The following is a 24,395-nucleotide window of genomic DNA, read 5'->3' on the forward strand; positions in this document are numbered from 1 at the left end:
TCCCATGACCTTTCTGCGTGCGGCCCTCTGTGCCGCACTTTTCATGACCGCGCTGGGCCGTCCGCTTGCGGCACAGGACGTGACCTTGTCCTCGCCGGACGGGACGGTGGAGATCACTGGCGATCTTCTGGGCTTTGACGGTGAGTTCTATCGGGTACATACGCAGTTTGGCGAGCTGACGGTGGATGGCTCGGGAGTAAGCTGCGAGGGGCCGGGCTGCCCCAGCTTGTCGGATTTTGTGGCGGAGCTCACCTTCGCCGGCGCCTCGGCGATGGCGGAAGTGCTGCTGCCCGCGCTGATCGAGGGCTTTGCCCTGCGCAACGGCTACAAGACCGAGCGGGAGACGCTTTCGGGCGGCAATTTCAGCTATGTCCTCCTGCGCGACGGTGCGCCCGCCGCGCGTTTCACCTTCGACATCAGCACCACCGACGAAGGCTTCGCCTCGCTGCTGGCGGATCAGGCCGATATCGTGATGGCGCTGCGCGAGATCCGGGTGCAGGAGCAGGCGATGGCGCGCGGGGCCGGGCTGGGCGATCTGACCGGTCCAGGCCGAAGCCGTGTGCTCGCGCTGGATGCGCTGGTGCCGGTGGTGGCGCCCGCGAACCCCGTGCGGGAGATCTCCCTGCCGCAGCTGGCGGCGGTTCTGTCGGGGGAGATCGCGAACTGGAAGCACCTTGGCGGGCCGGACGCGCCGGTGGCGCTGCACCTGCCGGTTGCCGGTTCAGGCCTGGCGCAGACCATAGAGGACCGGCTGATGACACCCTATGGCGCACGGCTCTCCTCCGCGGCCCGCCGCCATGACCGAAGCAGCGCGCTGGTGCGGGCGGTGGCGACCGACCCCTTTGCCATTGGCGTGGGCAGCTTTGCCGAGACCGGCACCGCCCGGGTGCTGACCCTGGCGGGGCCTTGCGGATTTGCTCTGAAGGCGGGGCGGCGTGCGGTGAAAACCGAAGATTACCCGCTGAACGCGCCGATGTTCCTCTATCTGCCGGCCCGGCGTTTGCCGAAAGTGGCGCGGGATTTCCTTTCTTATGCGCGCGGGCCTGCAGCGCAGCTGGTGATCCGGCGTGCAGGCTTCATCGATCAGGCGGCAGAGCGGATCCCTCTGTCGGTACAGGGGAGCCGGCTGTCCAATGCGATTCTGGCCGCGGAGGGCGGAAGCGGGCTTGGTGAATTGCAGCGGCTCTTGCGGGCCTTCGACGGGCTGCAGCGTCTCAGCCTGTCGTTCCGCTTCGAGCCCGGTTCCTCCCGGCCGGATGCCCAGTCCCGCGGCAATATCGATCAGCTGGCCCAGGCACTGGAGACGGGAGCATTTGACGCGGGCGAGCTGGTGTTTGCCGGCTTCTCCGACGGCGAAGGCCCCGCGGAGCGTAACCGCGAGATCGCGCTGGAGCGCGCGGGGGCAGTGCGCGATGCGGTGCTGGAGGCAGCGGAGACGGCAGATCTGAGCCGGGTGGACATCCGCGTCGAGGGCTTTGGCGAGGCGCTGCCGATGGCCTGCGACGACAGCGCCTGGGGCCGGCAAGTCAACCGCCGGGTTGAGGTCTGGGTGCGATGACCGGTGAGCGATTGCTCTCCGCCCGGGGTGCGCCGCACTGAGGCGGCTGCGCCCGTATTTCCGCGCGCGGCAACGCTGCCCAAGGCGTCCATGGAGCGCCAGCGCAGACAGCGGACCAGCAGGCGGGGGCGGACTGCGCGGCTTGCCGAGTGAGGCTCGGCAGGTCAGAGATAGCCTTGCGCCCGGAAGCTCAGCTCGGCGGATTTGCCGATGATGAGATGGTCGTGCAGCACGATACCGAGGGCCGAGAGCGCGGTTTGGATCTGGCCGGTGATAGAGATGTCGCTGTCCGAAGGCGTGGGGTCGCCTGAAGGGTGATTGTGCACCAGGATCAAGGCGCTAGCGTTGAGTTCCAGGGCGCGTTTGGCGACCTCGCGGGGGTAGACAGGCACGTGGTCGACTGTGCCGCGGGCCTGTTCCTCATCGGCAATCAGCACGTTCTTGCGGTCCAGGAACAGGATGCGGAATTGCTCCGTCTCGCGGTGCGCCATGGTGGTATGGCAGTAGTCAAGCAGGGCGTCCCAGCTGGAGATCACCTGCCGTTTCATGATCCGCGCACGGGCCATTCGGTGGGCGGCGGCCTCCAGCACCTTAAGGTCGGTAATCACCGCCTCGCCAATGCCCTTTACCTGGGCCAGCCGCTCCGGCGGCGCGGTGATGACGCGGTTGAAATCGCCAAAGGCGTCGATGAGCCGGCGGGCGATCGGTTTCACGTCCTGCCGCGGGATGGAACGGAAGAGAACCAGTTCCAGCAGCTCGTAATCGGGTACCGCCGTGGCACCGCCCTGCATAAAGCGGCTGCGCAGGCGGGCGCGGTGGTCGCGGATGTAGGAAGGCAGGCGGCTGCCGGCGGGGAGCACCGGCGCGGCCGGGGTACTGTCGGGAAACAGCGGCAGGGTGGCTTCCTCGAAGGCGCGATGCTTGGGCATGGGGCAGGGTGGCTGCGCTATGGTTTCCGTCTGGTTAACCGCTGCGGTAAGGCTGCGTAAAAAGCCGACCGTTCCCTGCACGCCAGTTGGCCGATACGTGCAGCCATTGCGCCGCACCATTGCCGCCTGGTCGCTGCCAGCCAGACGCCTCCGGCCCGGGTTCCGAGGCGGGAGGAAAAGAAAAACGCCCCGGGCGGGGCGTTTTTTAATCTAGCTAATTGCAGGCAAGGCCCAAGGCTGGCCCGTTTGCAGACCAAACGATCCCCGGAGCGTCCCGGGAAGCTTGCTCAGCCCTTCATGCCATCCCAGAAGCTTTTCACCGAGGAGAAGAAGCTGCGGGATTCGGGGTTGGTGGCGTCTTCCGAAATGTCCTCGAACTCGCGCAGAAGCTCCTTCTGGCGCGCGGTGAGGCTCACCGGAGTTTCCACGGCCAGCTCGATGAACATATCACCGGGCGCACCGCCGCGCAGGGCGGGCATGCCTTTGCCGCGCAGGCGCATCTGGCGGCCGGACTGGCTGCCCTCGGGGATCTGCACCCGGCCGCGGCCGCCGTCGATCGTGGGCACCTCAATGGCGCCGCCAAGCGCGGCCTTGGCCATGCTCACCGGAACCCGGCAGTAGAGGTTGTTGCCGTCACGCTCGAACAGCTTGTGCGCGGCCACCTCCACGAAGATGTAGAGATCGCCCGGAGGACCGCCGCGCAGCCCCGCTTCGCCCTCGCCGGCGAGACGGATGCGGGTCCCGGTTTCCACCCCTGCCGGGATGTTCACCGACAGCGAGCGGTCCTTCTCGACGCGGCCGTGGCCGTGGCAGGTCTTGCACGGGTTCTTGATGATCTGGCCCAGGCCCGAGCAGGTCGGGCAGGTGCGTTCGACGGTAAAGAACCCCTGCTGCGCCCGCACCTTGCCCATGCCGGAACAGGTCGGGCAGGTGGAGGGCTCGACCCCGCCTTCGGCACCGGTGCCCTCGCAGGAGCCGCAGGCCACCGAAGTGGGCACGCGGATGGTTTTGTGCAGGCCGGAGAAGGCTTCCTCCAGCGTGACGCGCAGGTTATAGCGCAGGTCGGCGCCCCGCGCGGCGCGCTGCCGCCCGCCGCCGCCACCGCGGCCGCCCATGAAATCCCCGAACAGATCGTCGAAGACATCTGAAAAGGCGGAGGAGAAGTCGCCGCTGCCAAAGCCCTGGCTGCCGCCGGCCCCGCCACGGGCGCCGCCCATGCCGTTTTCGAAGGCCGCATGCCCGAAGCGGTCGTAGGCAGCTTTCTTGTCCGCGTCTTTCAGGACTTCATAGGCCTCATTGGCCTCCTTGAACTGCGCCTCCGATTCCGGGTTGTCCTTATTCCGGTCGGGGTGCAGTTCCTTGGCCTTCTTGCGGTAGGCCTTCTTGATCTCGTCGGGAGAGGCGCCCTTGGACACCCCTAGAATATCGTAGTAGTCGCGTTTTGACATCGGTTAACCCCATCAGCCTCAACGTAAAATGGGCCGGTCCGGGGTCCGGACCGGCCCGCTGCGGCCTGGTTTCAGGCGTTAGCGCTTGCTGTCGTCCAGGTCTTCGAACTCAGCATCCACGATGTCATCGTCGCCAGGACCGGCTGCCGATTCGTCGGCAGCGGCCGGCTCGTCTTCGCCGGAGGCCTCATCGGCCTGGGCCTTGTAGATCGCTTCACCCAGCTTCATGGCGGCTTCGGTCACGTTCTGGATGCCGGACTTGATCTTGTCGGCTTTGACCTTTTCGTTTTCCAGATCGTCCTTCAGCGCGGCCACGGCCAGCTCGATCGCCTCGATGGTGGAGGGGTCGACCTTGTCGCCGTGCTCCTCGATCGACTTCTCGGTCGAGTGAATGAGAGATTCGGCCTGGTTCTTGGCTTCCACCAGCTCGCGGCGCTCCTTGTCCGCCTCGGCGTTGGCTTCGGCGTCCTTGACCATCTTTTCGATATCCTCGTCGGTGAGACCGCCGGAGGCCTGGATGGTGATCTTCTGCTCCTTGCCGGTGCCTTTGTCCTTCGCGGACACCGAGACGATGCCGTTGGCGTCGATGTCGAAGGTGACTTCGATCTGCGGCATGCCGCGCGGCGCCGGCGGGATGTTCTCCAGATTGAACTGGCCCAGCATCTTGTTGTCGGCTGCCATTTCCCGCTCACCCTGGAAGACCCGGATGGTCACCGCGTTCTGGTTGTCTTCTGCGGTCGAGAACACCTGGCTCTTCTTGGTCGGAATGGTGGTGTTGCGGTCGATCAGGCGGGTGAAGACACCGCCCAGGGTTTCGATCCCGAGCGACAGCGGCGTCACGTCGAGCAGCACCACGTCTTTCACGTCGCCCTGCAGAACGCCGGCCTGGATGGCGGCACCCATGGCAACCACCTCATCCGGGTTCACGCCCTTGTGCGGCTCCTTGCCGAAGAACTTGGTCACCTCTTCGATGACCTTGGGCATGCGGGTCATGCCGCCGACCAGCACCACCTCGTCGATGTCGGAGGCGGAGAGGCCTGCGTCCTTCAGGGCCGCCTTGCAGGGATCCATCGAGCGCTTGATCAGGTCTGCAACCAGGCTTTCCAGCTTTGCACGGGTCAGTTTCATCACCAGGTGCAGCGGCTGGCCGTCGGCGCCCATCGAGATAAACGGCTGGTTGATCTCGGTCTGAGAGGTGGACGACAGTTCAATCTTGGCTTTTTCGGCAGCTTCCTTCAGGCGCTGCAGGGCCATCTTGTCCTTGGACAGATCGACACCGTTCTCCTTTTTGAACTCCTCTGCAAGGTAGTTCACGATGCGCATGTCGAAGTCTTCGCCGCCCAGGAAAGTGTCGCCGTTGGTCGACTTCACCTCGAACAGGCCGTCGTCGATTTCCAGGATGGTGACATCGAAGGTGCCGCCGCCGAGGTCGTAGACCGCGATGGTGTGGGTATCCTGTTTGTCGAGGCCATAGGCCAGCGCGGCTGCGGTCGGCTCGTTGATGATGCGCAGCACTTCAAGGCCAGCGATCTTGCCCGCGTCCTTGGTGGCCTGACGCTGGGCGTCGTTGAAGTAGGCGGGCACGGTGATCACCGCCTGGGTGACTTCCTCGCCCAGATAGGATTCCGCGGTTTCCTTCATCTTGCCCAAGGTGAAGGCAGAAATCTGCGAGGGCGAATACTTCTCGCCGCGCGCTTCCACCCAGGCGTCGCCATTGCCGCCGTCGACGATGGAGTAGGGCACCATCTTCTTGTCTTTGGTTACGGCCGCATCGTCGATGCGCCGGCCGATCAGGCGCTTGACGCCAAAGATGGTGTTGTTGGGGTTGGTCACGGCCTGGCGCTTGGCCGGCTGGCCCACCAGGCGCTCGTCCTCGGTGAAGGCAACAATCGACGGTGTGGTGCGTGCGCCCTCGGCGTTCTCGATCACGCGGGGCTGCGAGCCGTCCATGATGGCCACGCACGAGTTCGTCGTACCCAGGTCGATCCCGATAACTTTGCTCATTTTCGATCCCTTTTACGTTTCAAGGCGATTACCCGAGGCGTGAACCCGTTGTGGCATTCCGGCCCCGATCCTGTTGCGGTTTGGCCTGCACCTCCCCGCGTCCCGGCGTATATAGGGAGCAGAAAACGCCCCTGCAACCGCCAGATTGAGCCGCCAGCCGCGATTCAATGCGCTTTTTTGCACGGGGTACGGTTAACAACGGATGAATGGTGATGCCTGTTCTGAATGTGCGCGGATTCGAGATACATAAGGGCTGCCTGGACCCGGCCCGGCAGGCCGCCTTGATCGAGGCGCTGCGGCCAGTCCTCAAAGCCGCGCCGCTGTTTTCGCCCCGGGTGCCGGGGGGCGGGCAGATGTCGGTGCGGATGACCTCGGCCGGCCGCTTCGGCTGGTATGCGGATGCCACGGGCTACCGCTATGCCGAGCAGCACCCGGCCGGGCAGGACTGGCCGGAGATTCCGGCTGAGGTGCTCGAAATCTGGGATGAGGTGACCGGGCTCGAGCGGCGGCCTGAGTGCTGCCTGTTGAACTACTATGGCGAAGGGGCCCGCATGGGGCTGCACCAGGACAAGGACGAGGCGGATTTCTCCTATCCCGTGGTCTCGGTCTCGCTGGGCGACGACGGGCTGTTCCGCATCGGCAACCGGACCCGTGGCGGCAAGACGGAATCGGTCTGGCTCAACTCGGGAGATGTGGTGGTGATGGGGGGCGGGGCACGGCTCACCTATCACGGGGTTGACCGCATCCGCTTCAAGTCCTCGCGGCTGCTGCCGAAGGGCGGGCGGATCAACCTCACCCTGCGAGTGGTGACCTGAGAGGCCTGGCCCCCGCGCGGAACAAGGGCGTGAGGCTGCCGAATCTCGCCGGCGGGGCGCGGCTCACCGCTTGGATCCAGGGGGCTGTCCTGCTGTCCCTTCCGGCGCACGCCGCTAGCGCTTGGCGCTCCAGCTGATGGAGACATGGCGGCGGGTGTAGAATTCGCCCATCAGGCCGATCATCAGGAGCACCATCGCCACCGAGACTGCATAGTGCCAGGAGCTGAAGTGCGGGTTGTAATTGATGAAGACAAAGCCGCGGGCCTGGTCGATGCAGTGGAACAGCGGGTTCCAGTCGAACATCGCCAGCATGAAGCTGGGCAGCGTATTGGCCAGGAACATTTTGCCCGAGGCAATCATGTTGGCCCGCTGATAGATCATCGTGAGGATTCCGACCACGCTGGGCGCCCAGGGTTTCAGTACCAGGAACACCAGCCCCACCGCCGCGCCGGTGAACCAGGACAAAAGCACCATGCCGAATGCTGCCACGGGCTCCTCGATATGCAGGGGCGTAAAGGCCACGTGGTAGACAAAGAGGATTATAAACAGCGACAGCACCTGAATGTAGAGCGCCCCGATCGCTGCCGACAGGATCGCCACCACCGTATTCATCGGCGCATGCTGCATCATCGGGCTGCTGGGCCCTTCGGCGCTGGCTACCGCGCTCACCGTTTTGGTGTGGATCAGGAACAGGAAGATGCCCGACATTACGTAGAGCAGGAAGTCGCCACGGATGGCTGAACCGCGCAAGCCCAGCACCGCAAACATCACATAGAAGGCCAGCACGAAGAGGACCGCCTGCATCAGGTTCAGCCCAAGCGCCAGGAGTGCGTTGTTGTGCTTGGATCGCACGCTGCGCACCACCGCGTGGAATACAACCTCCCCCATCATCAGGAGGCCGGAGAGGCGCGAGCGCTGGGGGCGGGGCTGAAACATGAAACCTGCGGGCCTGTGATCTCTGCTCTGAATGCTGCGGCTTCTTGCCGTTTGGCCGCCGGGGCAGCATAAGGGGGCCCAGGCAAATTTTCAATTAAACCCGGTTTGGGGAGAGCCACCGTGCCCAAAAGCGTGACATATGAAGAGCTGGTGCCCGTGATCCGCCGCCTTGCCATCGAGGCAGGCAAGGCCATCATGGAGATCTACAATTCCGAGGACTTCGGCGTGAAGGTGAAATCGGACGAAAGCCCTGTTACCGCCGCGGATGAGGCGGCGGATGCGCTGATCTCAAACGGCTTGCGGGCGGCTTTCCCGGACGTGATGCTGGTGACCGAGGAGCAAGCGGCTTCTCACACGGCGCGCGGCGACACCTTCCTGATCGTCGACCCGCTCGACGGCACAAAGGAGTTCATCCACCGCCGCGGCGATTTCACCGTGAACATTGCGCTGGTGGAGAACGGTACGCCCACCCGCGGCGTCGTTTATGCGCCCGCAAAGGAGCGGATGTTCTACACACTCGCCGATGGTACTGCGGTAGAGGAGACAGGCGCTTTTGATCCCGAAACCCCCGGGCCCGCAAATCCGATCCGGGTGGCCGACAGCGACAACTCCGCTCTGATGGTTGTGGCGTCAAAATCGCACCGGGACCAGGCCACCGACGACTACATCGGCAAGTACAGCGTGAAGGACATGAAGAGCGCGGGCTCCTCGCTGAAGTTCTGCCTGGTTGCCACCGGCGAAGCCGATCTCTACCCGCGCGTCGGCCGCACTATGGAGTGGGACACCGCGGCCGGCCACGCGGTGCTGGCGGGTGCCGGCGGCAAAGTGGCCCGGTTCGACGATCACTCCCCGCTGGTTTACGGCAAGGAAGGCTTTGCGAACCCCTTCTTCATCGCTTACGCACCTGGTGTGGAACTGAAGGAAGCCTGATGTCTGTGCTGATCGTCATCCCCGCCCGCTATGCTTCCACTCGCTATCCGGGCAAGCCGCTGGTCGGGTTGACCGGCGCCACCGGGGAGAAGCGGACACTGATCGAACGCTCCTGGCGCGCGGCCATCTCCGTGGCTGGCGCGGACCGGGTGGTTGTGGCGACGGATGATGATCGCATCCGCCAGGCGGCCGAAGGCTTCGGCGCGGAGGTGGTGATGACCGCGTCCGAGTGCGCCAATGGCACGGAGCGCTGTGCCGAAGCGCATGCGGCGCTGGGCGGCGGGTACGAAGTTGTCGTGAACCTGCAGGGTGACGCGCCGCTGACCCCCCATTGGTTTGTCGAGGATTTGGTGGAGGGCCTGCGCGCGGCGCCGCAAATGGAGCTGGCCACCCCGGTGCTGCGCTGTGATGGCGCGGCGCTCAACAGCCTGCTGGCGGACCGCAAGGCCGGGCGGGTTGGCGGCACCACAGCGGTGTTTGCCTCGGACCACAGTGCGCTCTACTTCTCCAAAGAAGTGATACCGTTTTGTGCGCAGACCTTTTCCGAAGGCGAAAAGACGCCGGTTTTTCATCATGTCGGTGTTTATGCCTACCGGCCTGAGGCGCTGGCAGCCTATTCTGGCTGGGCGGCGGGGCCGCTGGAGAGGCTGGAGGGCCTGGAGCAGCTGCGGTTCCTGGAGAACGGCCGCAAGGTGCTCTGCGTCGAGGTCGAGGCCCGCGGGCGGGAGTTCTGGGAACTGAACAACCCTGAGGACGTTTCACGTCTGGAGGCTATGATGAGGAAGATGGGGCAAGAGTGAGCGGGTAGAGGGGATTACTGCAGAACCGGCCCGCAAGGGCTCTGCGCCACCGCATGACGCAGCGGCTCCAGTGTGCTAGGGCTTCATGTATTGTTGGGAACTTCCGGGCAATGTCGCGCTGAACCAGCCGGTGAAGAACAACCGGCACGCCGCACCCCCGGGCATTCATGTTTTGAGAGAACGCCATGCGCAAAAAAGTCACAAAAGCCATTTTCCCGGTCGCAGGTCTGGGGACACGCTTCCTGCCGGCCACAAAATCGGTACCGAAGGAAATCATGACGCTGGTTGACCGGCCGCTGGTGCAATACGCCATTGATGAGGCGCGTGCGGCTGGCATCAAGGAGTTCATCTTCGTGACCTCCCGCGGCAAGGGCGCGCTGGAGGACTACTTCGACCACTCTCCGGTTCTCGAGCAGGAATTGCGCAAGAAGGGCAAGGAGGAGCTTCTGGAGGTGCTGCAGAGCACCAACATGGAAAGCGGCGCCATCGCCTATATCCGCCAGCACAAGGCCCTGGGTCTGGGCCACGCGGTCTGGTGTGCGCGGCGCCTGATTGCCAACGAGCCTTTCGCGGTGATCCTGCCCGACGATGTGATCGCGGCAGAAAAGCCCTGCCTCCAGCAGATGGTCGAAGCCTACGAGGAAACCGGAGGCAACATGGTGGCCGCGATGGAGGTCGCGCCGGAGAAAACGTCATCATACGGAGTGCTCGACGTGAAAGAAGACATGGGCCGGGTCGTCTCCGCCAACGGCATGGTAGAAAAGCCCAAGGCCGGGGATGCCCCCTCAAATCTGGCGGTGATCGGCCGCTATATCCTGGCGCCCTCGGTCCTGAAGAACCTCAACAAGCGCAAGCATGGCGCGGGCGGTGAGATTCAGCTGACCGATGCCATCGCAGAGGATATTGCCAAGAACGTGCCGGTCTACGGCTACCGCTTCAACGGGCAGCGCTTTGATTGCGGCTCCAAGTCGGGTTTCCTGCAGGCTACTGTGGCCTTTGCGCTGGCCCGGGACGATCTGCGCGACGATCTGATGAACTATATCACTGAGATTTCACAGATGAGCAAGGCCGCGCAGTAAGGCGGATGAAACGGAACCGGGCAAGCCCCGCCCGCGAATGCCGGGGCGGCCGCAGAGAAGAGCAGCGACAGTGACGAACATTCTGGTTACCGGCGGCGCCGGCTATATCGGGTCCCATGCCTGCAAGGCCCTGAAACACGCAGGCTACACCCCTGTGACCTATGACAACCTCGCTACCGGCTGGCAGGAGGCAGTCAAGTTCGGCCCCTTCGAGCAGGGTGATCTGAACGACCGCGCCCGGCTGGACGAGGTCTTTGCCAAGTACAAGCCGGCGGCGGTGATGCATTTCGCGGCGCTGAGCCAGGTGGGCGAAGCAATGAGCGAGCCGGGTCGTTACTGGGCCAACAATACGGGCGGATCGCTAAACCTGGTGGAAGCCGCCGTCGCGGCGGGCTGCCTGAACTTCGTGTTTTCCTCGACCTGCGCGACCTATGGCGAGCATGACAACGTGGTGCTGGACGAAAACACCCCGCAGCTGCCGCTCAACGCGTACGGCGCGTCCAAGCGCGCGGTGGAGGATATCCTCAAGGATTTCGGTGCCGCGCACGGGCTGAACGCGGTAATCTTCCGCTATTTCAACGTGGCCGGCGCCGACCCGGAGGCCGAGGTGGGCGAGTTCCACCGCCCCGAAACTCATCTGGTCCCGCTGGTGCTGGACGCGATCTCGGGCAAGCGCGATGCGCTCACCATTTTCGGCACCGATTATGACACACCGGACGGCACCTGCATTCGCGATTACGTGCATGTCTGCGATCTGGTGGATGCGCATGTGCTGGGGCTGAAGTGGCTGGAAGCGGGCAAGGGCGCCCAGGTTTTCAACCTTGGCACCGGTTCGGGCTTTTCGGTGCGCGAGGTGATGGACAAGGCCGAAGCGGTGACCGGTCGGAAGGTGCCCTGCACTACCGGACCGCGGCGGGCAGGGGATTGCACCAAGCTGGTTTCCGGCTCGACCCGGGCAGTTACCGAACTTGGCTGGGAGCCGCGCCGCTCGACGCTGGAGCTGATGATCGCCGATGCCTGGAAGTGGCACCAGACAGGCCATTACGCACGCTGAGGTGCCGGCCGCCGCTGCCCCCGGCGCTGCGCGTGCCAGGCCAACCGGGGCGGTGGCGGCCTACCGTCTGCGCTGGAAGCGGCGGCGGCTGTTGTGGCGGGCGCTGCGGGCGCGGCACCAGCTGGCCTGCCGCGCAAGGCACACCGGGCTGATCGAGGCCGCGCCGCTCCTGTGCTTCTCGGTCGTGAGGAACGAGGCCGCCCGCCTGCCCTTCTACCTCGACCACTACCGCCGCGCCGGCGTAGGGCATTTCCTCTTTGTCGACAATGGCAGCGAGGACGGGACCGCAGACCTGCTGCTGGAGCACCCCGATGTCTCGCTCTGGCAGACAACCGCCAGCTACCGCGGCAGCCGTTTCGGGGTGGATTGGCTGACTTGGCTGCAGATCCGCTACGGCCATGGCAAATGGTGCCTGACTGCGGATGCCGACGAGATCCTGACCTACCCGCATGCGGACAGCCGCTCGCTGCGCGACCTGACCGGGTGGCTTGACCGCGAAGGCGTGCCGGCCTTCGGCGCGCTGATGCTGGACATGTACCCCAAAGGCCCGCTGGGCCAGGGGGACTACACTCCTGGCCAGCACCCTTGCGAGGTGCTGCAATGGTTCGACGCTGGCCCTTTCCACGCGGTACGGCAGCATCCGGCAGGAAACCTCTGGCTGCAGGGTGGGGCGCGGGAGCGGGTGTTCTTCCAAGACGAACCCGCGCGTTCCCCGACCCTGAACAAGATCCCTCTGGTGAAATGGAACCGGCGCTATGTCTACCTGAATTCGACGCATTCCCTGCTGCCGCCTCGGCTTAACGCATTCTACTGCGGCCCAGGCGGTCCGGGGCCGTCCGGCGTGCTGCTGCACACCAAGTTTCTGCCGGAGGTCGTTTCCAGGTCGGAAACAGAAAGGCTGCGCGGGCAGCATTTCTCGCAGCCCGAGGACTTTGACCTGTACTACGAGCGCATTATCGCGGGGCCGGATCTCTGGCATCCGGGCGCGCTGCGCTACGAGGGCTGGCAGCAGCTGGAAGCGCTGGGCCTGATGACGCGCGGAGGCTGGAACTGACAGGGCAAATACGGCCCGGGTGCAAATCCGTTGTCCGGCTGGCGGGTCCATGACATATTGCCACGAAGCGAGAGAGGCAGGGCCGGGCATTTTCCCGGCAGGTGAGCGCGCTCCCTGTATTTAAGCGATGGAGTGGACGTGGGGCTTTGGGATTCTTACCGGATGCGGCTGCGGCGGAAGCGCCGGCTTATCCGGGCCCTGCGTAAGGGGGGCGAGCTGACGGCGGTGCAGGACAATACCAGCGCCATCCGCCGGGACGACGTGCTTCTTGTCAGCACCATGCGCAATGAGCAGATCCGGCTGCCCTACTTCCTCGATTACTACCGCGGCATCGGGGTGGGGCATTTCCTCCTGGTCGACAACGGCTCCACCGACGGCACCGCGGAATATCTGCGCGGCATGGAGGACGTCTCGCTTTGGCACACGGATGCGAGCTATAAGCAGGCGGGCTTCGGGATCGACTGGATGAACGGGTTAAAGCGGCGTTATGCGCATGGCCATTGGGTGCTGGTCGCTGATCCCGACGAGTTTTTCATCTATCCCTTCTGCGACAGCCGCCCGATCCAGGCCCTGACCGGCTGGCTGGACGATTGCGGGGCGCGCAGCTTTCCGGCGATGCTGCTCGACCTCTACCCGAAAGGGCCGCTTGATGCGGTGCCCTACCGCGCCGGGCAGGATCCGCTGGAGATCGCCCATTGGTTCGACAGCGGTAACTACACGATCAGCCGCAACCCGGAGTACGGCAACCTGTGGATTCAGGGCGGGCCGCGGGCGCGGGTGTTCTTTGCCGATGCCCCCCACCGCGCGCCCGCGCTGAACAAGATCCCGCTGGTCAAGTGGCACCGGCGCTACGCCTATGTGAGCTCAACCCATGCGCTCCTGCCGCGCGGGCTGAATCAGGTCTATGCCCAGGGCGGCGGCGAGCGGGCGAGCGGCGCGCTGCTGCATGCGAAGTTTCTCGACACATTCACCGCCAAGGCCTCGGAGGAGCTGGCCCGGCGCCAGCATTACGCCGATTCGCTGGAATACATGGCCTATGCCGGCCAGCTCGCGAAACACCCCGAGCTGTGGTGCCGGTGGAGCGAGAACTACATCAACTGGCGCCAGCTGGAGATCCTCGGCCTGATGTCTAAAGGCGGTTGGGCGTGAGCGCGCTGGGGGTGGTGATGCTGGTGCATACCGCGCTGGCGCGCGCGGCGGAGGCGGCGCGGCACTGGAGCGCCGCGGGCTGCCCGGTGGTGATCCACGTGGACAAGAGCGTGCGTGCTTCGGCGGTTGCAGGGTTTCAGGCGGATATGGAGGGCGATCCGCTGATCCGTTTCTCCCCCCGCCACCGCTGCGAATGGGGCACCTGGGGTATCGTCGCTGCAACCCAGGACGCCGCCGGGCTCCTGCTCGCCGATTTTCCCGCCGTGCGGCACGTCTACCTCGCCTCCGGCTCCTGCCTGCCGGTGCGACCGGTGCAGGATCTGGCAGCGTACCTCGCTGCGCGGCCCGGGACCGATTTCATCGAAAGCGCCACAACCGCGGATGTGCCCTGGATCACCGGCGGGCTGGGCTTTGAGCGTTTCACCTTGCGGTTTCCCTTCTCCTGGAAGCGGCAGCGGCGGCTGTTCGACGGCTACGTCAGCCTGCAGCGCCGCCTTGGCACGCGCCGCAGGATACCCGAAGGGCTGGTTCCGCACATGGGCAGCCAGTGGTGGTGCCTGACCCGGCAGACCCTCGCGGCTATCCTGAATGACCCGCGCAGAGGGGAATATGACGCCTACTTCCGCCGGGTCTGGATCCCGGATGAAAGCTATTTCCAGAGCCTCGCGCGGCTGCATTCCACCCGAATTGAAAGCCGCTCCCTGACACTGGCGAAGTTCGACCCGCACGGCCGGCCCTACGTGTTCTACGACGACCACTTGCCGCTTCTGCGCCGGTCGCAGTGCTTCGTGGCGCGCAAGATCTGGCCCGAGGCCCACACGCTCTATAACGCCTTCCCGGCCGCAGCAGACGGCCCCCTGCGTGAGGCCGAACCTGACCCCGGCAAGATCTCCCGGCTGTTCGACACCGCGGCCGGCCGGCTGAACCGCGGCCGGTCCGGGCTCTATATGCAGAGCCGGTTTCCCCGGCGCGGCCGGGAGCACGGCATCACCCCGGGGCCGTACGCTGTGTTCCAGGGTTTTACCGATTTGTTCGAAAATTTCGAGGATTGGCTCTCTTGGGCCACCGGTGCGCGGGTGCATGGCCATCTGTTTGCCCCCGAAGGTGCAGAATTTGCAGGCGGGGATGACATGATCGCAGGCGCGCTGAGTGCGGATCCGGTGGCGCGGGACTATGATTGCGAGCGGTTTCTCACCAATTTCCTGTGGAACACCCGCGGCGCGCGCCAGTATTTCCAATATGGGCCCCGCGACAGCCAAGGGGCAAACTGGCTCATGGCCCGCGATCCGAATGCACGAATTGCATTGATCACGGGCGCGTGGGCACTGCCGCTGTTCCGCTCCGCCCGTACTTTTGCCGAGCTGCGGCGGGAGGCCGCGCGGCTGCAGCAGGCGGAGGCCGCGCAGCTCGAAATCTTGCGCGCGCACGGTGTTCAGGCGCAGGTGCGCATTTGGAGCCTGGCGGAATTTCTTGAAGCGCCCGAGGAGCACTTGCAGACCGCTGTCGCGGGCGCAGGCCTGGCCCCGGGCCGCATTCTGCCGGAGCCTCCGGAACTGGCGCCGCTCGACGGGGTGGGCGCCTTCCTGCAACGGCTGAAGGACGATGGCATGCATCCCTACTTGCTGGGGGATTTCCCGGCGGTGCCCGCACCCGTCCGCAGGGCCGAACCCAAGCGCAAACCCTACTTGGTGCGATAGATCCCGATGACCGCTTTCTTTGACTATTTCGTCGTCTTTGCCGAGATGCGCACAGGCTCCAACTTCCTGGAGAGCAATCTTAACGCGCTGGAGGGGGCAGCCTGCTATGGCGAGGCCTTCAATCCCGCCTTCATGGGTTACCTGAACAAGACTGAACTTCTGGGCATGACGCTCGATCAGCGCGAGGCCGATCCTGCCGCCCTCATCGCGCGCGTCCGGGAACAGCCGGGCGTGCTCGGGGGCTTCCGTTATTTCCACAACCATGACCCTCGGGTGCTGGACCTGATGCTGGAGGATCCGCGCTGCGCCAAGATCGTGCTGACGCGTAATCCGCTGGAAAGCTACGTCTCTCTGAAGATCGCCCGCGCGACGAACCAGTGGAAGCTGACCGACGTGAAGCGCCGTAAGACAGCTCAGGTGGAGTTCGACGGCATCGAGTTCGCATCCCATGCGGCGGAGCTGCAGGCGTTCCAGGTTAAGCTGATGAACCGGCTGCAGGCCAGTGGGCAGACGGCATTTTATGTGGCCTATGACGACCTGCAGAACCTCGAAGTGATGAACGGGCTCGCGCGCTGGCTCGGGGTGCCGGGGCGGCTTGAGGCACTGGACAGCAAGCTGAAGCGGCAGAACCCGGGCGGAGTTCTGGAGAAGATCGCCAATCCCGGCGATGTCCCTGCCGGGATCGCTGCGCTTGACCGGTTCAACCTCTCCCGCACCCCGAATTTCGAGCCGCGCCGCGGTCCAGCGGTGCCCGGATACGTGGCGGGGCGGGAGTCGCGGCTCCTGTATCTGCCTGTGCGCGGCGGCCCGGACGCGGAAGTGGTGCAGTGGATGGCCAATGTGGAAGATCTCGCGCCTGAGGCCCTGCAGCAGGGTATGACCCAGAAGCAGTTGCGGCAGTGGAAGCGCAGGAACAAGGGCTTCCGCAGCTTCACTGTGCTGCGCCACCCGGCAGCGCGGGCGCATGCGGTTTTCTGCCGGCGTATCCTTCAGACCGGCCCGGGCTGCTACGGCGCCATCCGCAGCACTCTGCGGCGTCAGTTCAAGGTGCCGCTGCCCGAAGGCGAACCCGGCTCGGACTATGGCCCGGCCGAGCACAGGGCCGCCTTTGCCGCCTACCTGGGCTTCGTGCAGGCGAACCTCGCCGGGCAGACGTCGGTGCGGGTTGATGCCGAATGGGCAAGCCAGGCGCAGGCGCTGGCGGGTTTTGCCGAGCTGGGCGTGCCCGACCTGGTGGTGCGCGAGGAGGAAGCTGCCGTGGCGCTGCCCGCGCTGGCAGAGCGTCTTGGGTGCACCGGCGCACCTGTGCCCGCGCCGGCCAAGCCAGACACGCCGATTCCGCTGGCGGATATCTACGACGAGGAGCTGGAGGAGCTGATCGCTTCGGTCTACCAGCGCGACTACGTGAACTTCGGGTTCGGTTCCTGGCAGCCGCAGTGAACCGCCGTGCCGGGCGCTGGGCGTGGTGGTGCATCCGGGCTGGCCGGCCGCCCGGGCAGTGCCCGGCTTGCCGGAACTGTCTTGGGCAAAGCGGTGCGCGCAGGCCGGCAGGCCGTTTGCGGGCCAAAATTCAGCAATAGGTGCTCTAGGCGCGGGTGAGCAGGAAAATGTGCCTGTTCGCTTCCGCCGCGAGGCCGGCGGCGGGCGGGAGAGTCCCCTCGGCGGAGTCGCAAAAAGAAGGCCGTTCCGTCATCGCGCAACGGCAGGCTCGCCGTATCCACGCGTTTTTGGACAGGGCAGAAGCCGGGCGGCATGCTATAAGCGCCCCGGCTGCGGCACGGTTCAGGCTTCAGGCGGCCTTTACAGAGTGGTCTTCGGTCAGGATGGTATAGAGCGTCGCCGGGTCGTGGTTGGCGCGCAGCTTGGTGCAGAAGCTCTGCTCCCGCAAGGTGCGCGAGACCAGCGCCAGCGCTTTCAGGTGCTCCACCCCTGCGTCTTCGGGCGCGAAGAGGGCAAAGGCGATGTCGACCGGCTGGCGGTCCACGGCGCCGAAGTCCAAGGGCTTTTCCAGCACCAGGAAGACACCGCAGATCTCGTCCAGTTCATCAAGCCGGGCGTGGGGCAGGGCCACGCCGTGCCCGACCCCGGTGGGGCCAAGGCTCTCGCGGTCGAGGAGAGCCTCGACCGCGGTCTGGGCGTCGAGCCCGTAGGCGGTGCTGGCCACATCGGAGATTTCCTGAAACAAGCGCTTCTTGCTGGAAGCGGATCCGATCACCCGGACCGCTTCTGGCTTCAGAATGCTGGAAATCTGCATGTGTCTGCTCCGTTCCGGCGCCCCGCAACGGGGCGCTGCTTAGGTGTTTACGGGTCGATCCACCCGATGTTGCCGTCTTCGCGGCGGTAGACCACGTTGAGCCCGTCCTTGCCCTCGTTGCGGAAGACCAGGACCGGCGCGCCGGCCAGTTCCATCTGCATTACCGCTTCGCCCACCGACAGGGAGGGAATGCGGGTCTCCATCTCCGCCACGATGATCGGCTGCAGCGAGTCCGGCTCGCCGCCGGTATCTTCAGAGGCGAGGATATAGGAGTTGGCGCCGAGATGTTCAACCGGTTCGCTGCGGTCGCGGTGGTGGTCCTTGAGGCGGCGCTTATATCGGCGCAGCTGCTTTTCCATTTTCTCGCAGCAGCCCTCGAATGAGGCATAGATTTCGGTGGCATGCGCCTTGGCCTGGGCGGTCAGCCCGGTGGACAGGTGCACCGTGGTTTCGCACACGTATTCATGCGCCGAACGGGAAAAGACCACGGTCGCGTCGGTCGGGCGTTCGGCATATTTCTGAACGACCGTACCCAGCTCGGTTTGCACGTGGGTTTGCAGAGCTTCGCCAATGTCGATCTGTTTACCGCTGATTTTGTAACGCATGTGATCTCCTTCACGAATATGGTGCCGGGCCTGCCGCCAAGGCAATCCTTGGCGGCCTGGTGTCAGGTCCGGCGCCGGGGGTCAGGCCTGGCATCCGGGAGCAGCCGCCCGGACCCTGTTGCCAAGGCCGGTGCGCGGTTTGCATCGGATTGCACATATGCCATGGGGTAATTCGACGGCATGTCAGCAACAGAGTCAATGGATATCGCGCAAATTCGGCACCGCACCGTTAGCGCTGGCACGCGGGTTTCCGCCCGGCCCTGAGGGTCCGGCAAATGCGGCGGAAACGGGGGTAAAACGGCTGCCGGCGAGGGACCTTCAAAACGGGGTTCGTTCCCCCTCCGGAGGCCGCAGCGCGATCAGGAAATGCGGAAGTTATCGCCCAGGTAGACGCGGCGGACGTTTTCGTTTTCCACCACTTCTTCGGGGCTGCCCGACATCAGGACCTGGCCGTCGTGCAGAATATAGGCGCGGTCAACGATCTCCAGCGTCTCGCGCACGTTGTGGTCGGTGATCAGCACGCCGATGCCGCGTTTCTTCAAGTCTGCAACCAGATGGCGGATATCGCCGACCGAGATCGGATCGACGCCTGCGAAGGGCTCGTCCAGCAAGAGGTACTTTGGATCGGCAGCCAGGCAGCGGGCGATTTCCACCCGGCGGCGCTCCCCGCCGGACAGCGCCAGCGCAGGCGCACGGCGCAGGTGCTCGATGGAGAAATCCGACAAGAGCTCTTCCAGCCGCTCGCGGCGCTTGTGCTCGTGCTTCTGGGAGATGTCGAGCACGGCGGAGATGTTGTCTTCCACCGAAAGGCCGCGGAAAATCGACATCTCTTGCGGCAGGTAGCCGATGCCGAGCCGGGCGCGGCGGTACATCGGCAGGCCGGTCACGTTCTGCCCATCTATCGACACCACCCCAGCCTCGGGAAACACCAGCCCCGCAATGGCATAGAAGCTGGTGGTCTTGCCGGAGCCGTTGGGCCCCAGAAGCGCCACCACCTCACCGCGGTTCAGCGACATGCTGACATCGCGGATCACAACTTTCTTGCGGTAGGATTTGCGCAGCCGTTCGATCCGCAGACCGGAGGAGCCTTCGGTCACTGTAAGGTCAGGTATTGCCATCAGTTGCTGCCGCCCTCCGGGTTGAGGATGGTCTTGACGCGGCCAGCCATGCGGGCGGTGCCGGAAGTCAGGTTCACCTCCAGCCGCTCCGAGGCAAGGGTGTTGCCCTGCTGGCTGAGCAGCACGTTTCCGGTCATCACCACGGTGCCAGTGCCGATTGTATATTCGGCCCGCTCGGCCTCGGCGGCATCGGGGCCGTTGACCAGGAGCACGTTGCCGGCGGCTTCGAGCCGTTCGATACCCTTGGCGCTGCCGTCCTCGCCGCCGGTCTGGTAGATCACCAGAACCTCATCGGCAGAAAGACGCATCGCTCCCTGCACGATCAGCACGTTGCCGGCGAATTCAGCCGAGCCGTCCGCCTGATTTACCGCCAGCTCATCGGCGGTCACCTCAACCGGCAGGCTGGGATCGGCCTTGACCGCACCGAAGGCCACCGAAGCCTCCTGCGCCGTTGCAAGGACGGGGACCAGGGCGGCGAAGGCCAGCGGCAGGCAGAACAGCAGGGCGCGAAGGTGGGGCACGGTCTATCTTTCCGGTTTTTGGGGATCGTATATCAGCTTCACCCCGTCCTTGAACAGCATATGAACCGGGCCGCCTTCGGTTTTGGAGCGAATCCGCATGTTCCCGGCGGTAAGATTGCCGATGGCACCATGAGCGCGCACCGGGCCGGGGCTTTCCGCCTCCAGCCCGCTCAGCGCGGTGTTCAGGGTCTCGGTCTCCACCGTCAGCCCGTCGGCCGAGGTGATAGTAACGCTGCCCGCAAATTCCGCGCGGTCCCGGTCCGGGTAAACCGCGCCGGTTTCGGAGGACAGTGCGATCCGGCCGCCCTGGGCCATGCGGATCTCGGCCTCGAGATTGACTGCCACCGCGGGCGCTCCGGCGCCGCCCGGGCGGGCGAGGCTCGCGGTCACCATGATTTCGTCGCCGCTTGAGGTGGTGCCGGAGAAATAGGGGCCGGTCACCTGCTGGCCCCGCAGCCGGTCCTCGATCTCCTTCTCAGCGAAGGGGATCACCGCCTCGATGTCGGAACCGCGCGAGACCATAAAGAGAGTGGACAGCAGCACCAGCGCAGTGAGCGGCAGCAGCACCTTCAGGTAGGCGACGGCGCGGGAATGCCTGTCCATATCCTTGTCCTTCCGCGGCTCAGCCGAGGCCCGCGCGCAGGCAGTCGTGGATGTGCAGCAGCCCCTCCGCCTTGCGGCCGTTATCCGGGTCGACCACAAAGAGGCAGGTAATCTTGCGCTGGTTCATCAGCGCCACCGCTTCCTCGGCCATGGCGCCGGGGGCGATGGTGGCAGGGGAGGCTGTCATCACTTGGGCGGCGGTTTTCTCCAGCAGCCCTTCCATGTGGCGGCGCAGGTCGCCATCGGTGATGATGCCTGCCAGTGTGCCGTCCGGGGCGGTGACGCCTGCGACGCCAAACCCCTTCTGGCTGATTTCGATCAGCGCGTCGGCCATCGGGGTGTCCTCGCTCACCAGCGGCAGGGCGCCGCCTGCATGCATCAGGTCGCGCACCTTGCTCAGCCGCGCGCCGAGCTTGCCGCCCGGATGGAAGTCGCGGAAATTCTCGGGGCGGAAGTCGCGGTGCTTCATCAGCGCGATGGCCAGCGCATCGCCCATCGCCAAAGTCAGCGTGGTGGAAATCGAGGGCACCATGCCAAAGCCGCAGGCCTCCCCGAGCGAGGGGATTTGCAGGTGCACGTCCGCCTGTTTCATCAGGGTGCTGTCCATCTTGCTGGAGAGCCCGATGAGCGGAATGCCGAAGCGGCGGGTGAAGGCGAGGAGGTTGGCAAGCTCCGGCGCCTCGCCCGAGTTGGAGATTGCCAGCACAACGTCGCCGCCCGACAGCATGCCGAGATCGCCGTGGCTGGCCTCGGCCGGATGCACGAAATAGGCAGGCGTGCCGGTGGAGGCGAGGGTGGCGGCGATCTTGTGGCCGATATGGCCGGACTTGCCGATGCCGCTCACGATGATGCGGCCCTCGGCCTTGAGGATCAGGTCGGCCGCTTCTGCAAAGCGCCCGTCCAGGCTCTCCGCCAGGCTGTTCAGCGCCTCGGCCTCATCGGTGATCACCTGCCGTGCGGTGAGGAGGAATTTGTCTGCGTCGGTCATGAGTGGGCAAAGATGTCGGTTTCGGGCCAGCCGGCCAGGTCCAGCTTGGCGCGCATGGGCAGGAAGTCGAAGCAGGCCTGGGCCATCTCGGTGCGGCCTTCACGGGCCAACCGGGCGTCCAGCGCCTCGCGCAGCTTGTGCAGGTGCAGCACGTCGGAGGCGGCGTATTCGAGCTGCGCGTCGGTCAGCTCCTCCGCCCCCCAGTCGCTCATTTGCTGCTGCTTGGAAATGTCGATGCCCAGCAACTCCTGGGTCAGGTTCTTCAGCCCGTGCCGGTCGGTGTAGGTGCGGACCAGGCGGCTGGCGACCTTGGTGCAGTAAACGGGGGCCGCAAGAGCGCCAAAGGCGTTGTGCATGGCGGCAATATCGAAGCGGCCGAAATGGAACAGCTTCAGCACGTTCGGATCTTCCAGCATCCGGCACAGGTTGGGGGCCGCGGTCTGGCCCTTTTCCACCTGCACGATATGGGCGTCGCCGTCGCCGCCGGACATCTGGATCACGCAGAGCCGGTCGCGATGCGGGTTGAGCCCCATGGTTTCGCAGTCGATGGCAACAACGGGCCCGAGGTCGAGACCGTCGGGCAGGTCGTTCTTGTACAGGTGGTTGGCCACTGGAGTTCCCTTTTGCTTGCCGCCGCGCGGCGCGGTTGCAAGGGAAATAGGCGCTCCGGGCGCCGAACTCAACTGCCGGCGCCGCCTGGCGGGGTCTCAGAACAGGAAGTCATCCGCAGCGAGGCTTTCCAGGCTCACGCCCTTGAGCAGCACCGCGCTGTCAGCGCCCGTGACGATGCGAAGGCCGGCGCTGCTGTCCTGCGCTTCGGCAAGGATGCTGGCGAAGCCGCCGAAACCGTCAAGCCCGGAGAAGTCCAGCCGGTCTCCCTGCGCGGTGCTGAAGTCCCGCACCACGTCACGGCCGTGACCGGCAGTAAATACAAACACATCCGCGCCACTGCCGCCGGTGAGCCGGTCGTTGCCCCGGCCGCCGTCAAGCCGGTCATCGCCGCCGCCTCCGGCGAGTGCGTCGCGGCCGCTGCCGCCCCGGAGCTCGTCCTCCCCGTTGTGGCCGCGCAGCCGGTCGTCGCCGTTGTGTCCAAAAAGCCGGTCGCCGCCGCCGCCGCCCGCCAGAAGATCCTCGCCGCCATGGCCGCGCAGCCGGTCCGAACCGCCACCGCCGCGGATTATGTTGTCCGCGGCGTTGCCGGTGACGGTGTCGTTGCCGCTGCCGGTGAGCGTGTTCTCCACCACGGTCCCGCGCGCAATGCCGACATTGCCGGTGAGGCCGTCAATATCCGAAAAATGCCCGCCGCGCAGGTCGATCCGGCTGCCGGCGGAGAAACCGCTGACGTCCAGCGTATCTGTGCCGCTGCGGTCGTAGATGGTGAAGGCGACATCGTAACCCCGGTAGTGGTTCTGATCGTTGAATAGATCGCCCAGTACACCGGGCAGGCGTGTTCCCGGTCCCCAGACCGTGTTGCCGGCGGTTGCACTGTCGGTATCAGGGGCCCCATAAAGGTTCTGGATCGCGATGACATCTGCCATCATCGGTGTCAGCAGCAGCGCCTCGCTGGCGTCGGTCAGCGTGTTCTCGTTCTGCGAGAAATAGGACATCACCGAAAGCTGCCAGCTGTCGTTGGCGAATTCGTTGTCGATGCCGAAGGTTGCGCTGCCGTTGTAATTGCCCTGATGCCCCAGCCCCAGTGCGTGGCCGATCTCATGCAGGTAGACCTGATAGGAATAGCTGTCGGGACTGGTGCCGAAATGCTCCAGCCAGGACAGCGAGACATTAACGAACGCGCGCACGGTCCTGCCATTGTAAGCGTCGGAGTTGGAGTACGCCCCGCTGCCGTTGTCATCAAAGGTTATGTCGGCGCCGCTTCCTGTTTCGCGGAACTCGATGTCTGCTGCCATCTCCCAGGCCTCGAAAGCCCAGCGGGCGAGCTGGCGGCCTTCGGCGGTCAGGCCGGTCACGTCGACCGTGATGACATTGTCGCGGGAGGTTTCGAAACTGTGGCTGCGCAGGCCGTGGTCCCGCCAGTAGCCATCGGTCAGGTAGTCCGCCAGCTGGTTCAGGGTGGCGGGTTGCGGAGGCGCCTGGCGGGTGGTTTCGAGCAGGTAACTGCCGGTGCTGTGATCGGCAAAGCTGCCCGCGGCGAGGTAGTAGGTGCCGGAAGCAGGAGCAGTGAAAGTCATCTCGGAGTTGAGTCCCGTACCGCTGTCATCATCCATCCGCAGTTCGCGGCCGCTGCTATCATGCAGCCGCAGCAGTGGATCGCCAAGGCTGCCGTGGCCGCTGGCACTGCCTTTCAAGGTGAAGCTGTAGGTGGCGCCAGCCTCCAGTGTGATGCCCACCCAGTCGCGGTCGCCGGGGCGGCTCAGCGCGCCGCGGCAGCTGCCGCCGCTGCCGAGGTCGTAGCTGGTCCAGGGCCCGGCTGCCGCGTCGGCGGTCTCAAGCAGGGCCGCTGCGGCCTTTTCGTTAAATTGCGAGAGGGGGGAGCATCCGGCATGATCGTTCATGGGTAATAAATTCATGATCCAAGTGGCTGAAAAACATTAAAAATAAAGCCGCTGCCTGCGGGAGGGAGCCACAGCGCGAAGCGGGTACAAAGAACTTACTCAACTTTAAGTAAAAGACAACGGCACAATGGCGATACCGTGCGTTGACCTCGCTGGAGCCGGGCGCGCGGGCTCAAGCGGCCTCATAAGAAGCCCGATCACGATTTAAATTGAGGTGGGGGACGGCTGTGGTGCCCAGAAGAGGACTCGAACCTCCACGTCCATACGGACACTAGCACCTGAAGCTAGCGCGTCTACCAATTCCGCCATCTGGGCACGGAGGCAGTAGGGGGCGTATAAA

The 24,395-nt window shown here is 65.0% G+C and carries 22 protein-coding genes and 1 tRNA gene; 10 read left to right on the forward strand and 13 right to left on the reverse strand.

Translation table 11 applies throughout. The annotated features are described in order from the left end of the window. Nucleotides 1–4 precede the first annotated feature (4 nt). Entirely contained in the window at nucleotides 5–1,558 is a 1,554-nt protein-coding gene (locus ACOHWE_RS06690; protein ID WP_420665152.1) for a phosphate ABC transporter substrate-binding/OmpA family protein, read from the forward strand. Nucleotides 1,559–1,722: 164 nt separating this feature from the next. Here the strand turns inward: ACOHWE_RS06690 and radC are convergent, their stop codons facing one another. The 3 genes from radC to dnaK form a co-directional block, all read right to left on the reverse strand. Continuing rightward, a complete protein-coding gene (radC, locus tag ACOHWE_RS06695; protein WP_420665153.1) occupies nucleotides 1,723–2,487 on the reverse strand; it encodes a RadC family protein in 765 nt (254 codons plus the stop codon). 287 nt (nucleotides 2,488–2,774) lie between these two features. Beyond that, entirely contained in the window at nucleotides 2,775–3,935 is a 1,161-nt protein-coding gene (gene dnaJ, locus ACOHWE_RS06700) for a molecular chaperone DnaJ (RefSeq protein ID WP_420665155.1), read from the reverse strand. 78 nt (nucleotides 3,936–4,013) lie between these two features. After that, nucleotides 4,014–5,939, reverse strand: a complete 1,926-nt coding sequence (gene dnaK, locus ACOHWE_RS06705; RefSeq protein WP_420665157.1) for a molecular chaperone DnaK — start codon at nucleotides 5,937–5,939, stop codon at nucleotides 4,014–4,016. Between the two features lie 212 nt (nucleotides 5,940–6,151). On the opposite strand from dnaK, the gene ACOHWE_RS06710 reads away from it, so the two are divergent. Then, a complete protein-coding gene (locus ACOHWE_RS06710; protein ID WP_420665159.1) occupies nucleotides 6,152–6,754 on the forward strand; it encodes an alpha-ketoglutarate-dependent dioxygenase AlkB family protein in 603 nt (200 codons plus the stop codon). 114 nt (nucleotides 6,755–6,868) lie between these two features. On the opposite strand, the gene ACOHWE_RS06715 is transcribed toward ACOHWE_RS06710, so the two are convergent. Then, the gene (locus ACOHWE_RS06715) at nucleotides 6,869–7,690 is read right to left on the reverse strand and encodes an ABC transporter permease (RefSeq protein WP_420665161.1); all 822 of its coding nucleotides are present in this window, start codon (nucleotides 7,688–7,690) and stop codon (nucleotides 6,869–6,871) included. 132 nt (nucleotides 7,691–7,822) lie between these two features. Here ACOHWE_RS06715 and cysQ point away from each other — a divergent pair, with 132 nt between their 5' ends. The 8 genes from cysQ to ACOHWE_RS06755 all read left to right on the forward strand — a co-directional run bounded on the left by cysQ (nucleotide 7,823) and on the right by ACOHWE_RS06755 (nucleotide 16,893). Then, nucleotides 7,823–8,620, forward strand: coding sequence for a 3'(2'),5'-bisphosphate nucleotidase CysQ (gene cysQ / locus ACOHWE_RS06720; protein WP_420665910.1), 798 nt, complete (start codon nucleotides 7,823–7,825; stop codon nucleotides 8,618–8,620). Next, on the forward strand, nucleotides 8,620–9,420 hold the full coding sequence (locus tag ACOHWE_RS06725) for a 3-deoxy-manno-octulosonate cytidylyltransferase (RefSeq protein ID WP_420665162.1): 801 nt from the start codon (nucleotides 8,620–8,622) through the stop codon (nucleotides 9,418–9,420). Before cysQ ends, ACOHWE_RS06725 begins: the two co-directional genes overlap by 1 nt. Before the next feature lie 185 nt (nucleotides 9,421–9,605). Continuing rightward, a complete protein-coding gene (gene galU, locus ACOHWE_RS06730; RefSeq protein ID WP_420665164.1) occupies nucleotides 9,606–10,499 on the forward strand; it encodes a UTP--glucose-1-phosphate uridylyltransferase GalU in 894 nt (297 codons plus the stop codon). Nucleotides 10,500–10,569: 70 nt separating this feature from the next. Continuing rightward, complete coding sequence (gene galE / locus ACOHWE_RS06735) at nucleotides 10,570–11,553, forward strand: UDP-glucose 4-epimerase GalE (protein ID WP_420665165.1); 984 nt, start codon at nucleotides 10,570–10,572, stop codon at nucleotides 11,551–11,553. A gap of 52 nt (nucleotides 11,554–11,605) precedes the next feature. Next, nucleotides 11,606–12,607, forward strand: a complete 1,002-nt coding sequence (locus ACOHWE_RS06740; protein WP_420665166.1) for a glycosyltransferase family 2 protein — start codon at nucleotides 11,606–11,608, stop codon at nucleotides 12,605–12,607. Nucleotides 12,608–12,769: 162 nt separating this feature from the next. Next, nucleotides 12,770–13,756 (forward strand): glycosyltransferase family 2 protein, encoded by a 987-nt coding sequence (locus ACOHWE_RS06745; protein WP_420665911.1) that lies wholly within the window; start codon nucleotides 12,770–12,772, stop codon nucleotides 13,754–13,756. After that, nucleotides 13,753–15,453: a DUF5927 domain-containing protein gene (locus tag ACOHWE_RS06750; protein WP_420665168.1), complete on the forward strand. Its 1,701-nt coding sequence runs from the start codon at nucleotides 13,753–13,755 to the stop codon at nucleotides 15,451–15,453. Before ACOHWE_RS06745 ends, ACOHWE_RS06750 begins: the two co-directional genes overlap by 4 nt. Before the next feature lie 6 nt (nucleotides 15,454–15,459). Next, nucleotides 15,460–16,893 carry a nodulation protein NodH gene (locus ACOHWE_RS06755; RefSeq protein ID WP_420665170.1) on the forward strand — a complete coding sequence of 478 codons (1,434 nt, stop codon included), beginning with the start codon at nucleotides 15,460–15,462 and terminating at the stop codon, nucleotides 16,891–16,893. Nucleotides 16,894–17,242: 349 nt separating this feature from the next. On the opposite strand, the gene ACOHWE_RS06760 is transcribed toward ACOHWE_RS06755, so the two are convergent. The 9 genes from ACOHWE_RS06760 to ACOHWE_RS06800 all read right to left on the reverse strand — a co-directional run bounded on the left by ACOHWE_RS06760 (nucleotide 17,243) and on the right by ACOHWE_RS06800 (nucleotide 24,370). Beyond that, complete coding sequence (locus tag ACOHWE_RS06760) at nucleotides 17,243–17,707, reverse strand: PTS sugar transporter subunit IIA (RefSeq protein ID WP_420665172.1); 465 nt, start codon at nucleotides 17,705–17,707, stop codon at nucleotides 17,243–17,245. Between the two features lie 47 nt (nucleotides 17,708–17,754). Beyond that, nucleotides 17,755–18,312, reverse strand: a complete 558-nt coding sequence (gene hpf, locus ACOHWE_RS06765; protein WP_420665174.1) for a ribosome hibernation-promoting factor, HPF/YfiA family — start codon at nucleotides 18,310–18,312, stop codon at nucleotides 17,755–17,757. Between the two features lie 359 nt (nucleotides 18,313–18,671). After that, nucleotides 18,672–19,430 (reverse strand): LPS export ABC transporter ATP-binding protein, encoded by a 759-nt coding sequence (gene lptB, locus ACOHWE_RS06770; RefSeq protein WP_420665176.1) that lies wholly within the window; start codon nucleotides 19,428–19,430, stop codon nucleotides 18,672–18,674. After that, the gene (locus ACOHWE_RS06775) at nucleotides 19,430–19,951 is read right to left on the reverse strand and encodes an LptA/OstA family protein (RefSeq protein ID WP_420665177.1); all 522 of its coding nucleotides are present in this window, start codon (nucleotides 19,949–19,951) and stop codon (nucleotides 19,430–19,432) included. The genes lptB and ACOHWE_RS06775 overlap by 1 nt, the downstream gene beginning before the upstream one ends. A gap of 3 nt (nucleotides 19,952–19,954) precedes the next feature. Further along, the gene (gene lptC / locus ACOHWE_RS06780; RefSeq protein WP_420665178.1) at nucleotides 19,955–20,554 is read right to left on the reverse strand and encodes an LPS export ABC transporter periplasmic protein LptC; all 600 of its coding nucleotides are present in this window, start codon (nucleotides 20,552–20,554) and stop codon (nucleotides 19,955–19,957) included. 19 nt (nucleotides 20,555–20,573) lie between these two features. Beyond that, nucleotides 20,574–21,542, reverse strand: a complete 969-nt coding sequence (locus tag ACOHWE_RS06785) for a KpsF/GutQ family sugar-phosphate isomerase (protein ID WP_420665179.1) — start codon at nucleotides 21,540–21,542, stop codon at nucleotides 20,574–20,576. Next, on the reverse strand, nucleotides 21,539–22,153 hold the full coding sequence (locus tag ACOHWE_RS06790; protein ID WP_420665181.1) for a ribonuclease D: 615 nt from the start codon (nucleotides 22,151–22,153) through the stop codon (nucleotides 21,539–21,541). The genes ACOHWE_RS06785 and ACOHWE_RS06790 overlap by 4 nt, the downstream gene beginning before the upstream one ends. Nucleotides 22,154–22,249: 96 nt before the next feature. Next, nucleotides 22,250–24,055, reverse strand: a complete 1,806-nt coding sequence (locus ACOHWE_RS06795) for a M10 family metallopeptidase (RefSeq protein ID WP_420665183.1) — start codon at nucleotides 24,053–24,055, stop codon at nucleotides 22,250–22,252. A 228-nt stretch (nucleotides 24,056–24,283) separates the two neighbouring features. Further along, a tRNA-Leu gene (locus tag ACOHWE_RS06800) sits at nucleotides 24,284–24,370 on the reverse strand. Nucleotides 24,371–24,395 lie beyond the last annotated feature (25 nt).

The organism is Cribrihabitans neustonicus, from assembly GCF_048820895.1.
GTDB lineage: Bacteria > Pseudomonadota > Alphaproteobacteria > Rhodobacterales > Rhodobacteraceae > Cribrihabitans_A > Cribrihabitans_A neustonicus.

What these genes read in the sequence shown, in the direction of transcription:
- ACOHWE_RS06690 (WP_420665152.1), top strand. Translation starts at nt 5, where the DNA reads ATGACCTTTCTGCGTGCGGCCCTCTGTGCCGCACTTTTCATGACCGCG.
- radC (WP_420665153.1), bottom strand. Translation starts at nt 2,487, where the DNA reads ATGCCCAAGCATCGCGCCTTCGAGGAAGCCACCCTGCCGCTGTTTCCC.
- dnaJ (WP_420665155.1), bottom strand. Translation starts at nt 3,935, where the DNA reads ATGTCAAAACGCGACTACTACGATATTCTAGGGGTGTCCAAGGGCGCC.
- dnaK (WP_420665157.1), bottom strand. Translation starts at nt 5,939, where the DNA reads ATGAGCAAAGTTATCGGGATCGACCTGGGTACGACGAACTCGTGCGTG.
- ACOHWE_RS06710 (WP_420665159.1), top strand. Translation starts at nt 6,152, where the DNA reads ATGCCTGTTCTGAATGTGCGCGGATTCGAGATACATAAGGGCTGCCTG.
- ACOHWE_RS06715 (WP_420665161.1), bottom strand. Translation starts at nt 7,690, where the DNA reads ATGTTTCAGCCCCGCCCCCAGCGCTCGCGCCTCTCCGGCCTCCTGATG.
- ACOHWE_RS06725 (WP_420665162.1), top strand. Translation starts at nt 8,620, where the DNA reads ATGTCTGTGCTGATCGTCATCCCCGCCCGCTATGCTTCCACTCGCTAT.
- galU (WP_420665164.1), top strand. Translation starts at nt 9,606, where the DNA reads ATGCGCAAAAAAGTCACAAAAGCCATTTTCCCGGTCGCAGGTCTGGGG.
- ACOHWE_RS06745 (WP_420665911.1), top strand. Translation starts at nt 12,770, where the DNA reads ATGCGGCTGCGGCGGAAGCGCCGGCTTATCCGGGCCCTGCGTAAGGGG.
- ACOHWE_RS06755 (WP_420665170.1), top strand. Translation starts at nt 15,460, where the DNA reads ATGACCGCTTTCTTTGACTATTTCGTCGTCTTTGCCGAGATGCGCACA.
- ACOHWE_RS06760 (WP_420665172.1), bottom strand. Translation starts at nt 17,707, where the DNA reads ATGCAGATTTCCAGCATTCTGAAGCCAGAAGCGGTCCGGGTGATCGGA.
- hpf (WP_420665174.1), bottom strand. Translation starts at nt 18,312, where the DNA reads ATGCGTTACAAAATCAGCGGTAAACAGATCGACATTGGCGAAGCTCTG.
- lptB (WP_420665176.1), bottom strand. Translation starts at nt 19,430, where the DNA reads ATGGCAATACCTGACCTTACAGTGACCGAAGGCTCCTCCGGTCTGCGG.
- lptC (WP_420665178.1), bottom strand. Translation starts at nt 20,554, where the DNA reads ATGGACAGGCATTCCCGCGCCGTCGCCTACCTGAAGGTGCTGCTGCCG.
- ACOHWE_RS06785 (WP_420665179.1), bottom strand. Translation starts at nt 21,542, where the DNA reads ATGACCGACGCAGACAAATTCCTCCTCACCGCACGGCAGGTGATCACC.
- ACOHWE_RS06795 (WP_420665183.1), bottom strand. Translation starts at nt 24,055, where the DNA reads ATGAACGATCATGCCGGATGCTCCCCCCTCTCGCAATTTAACGAAAAG.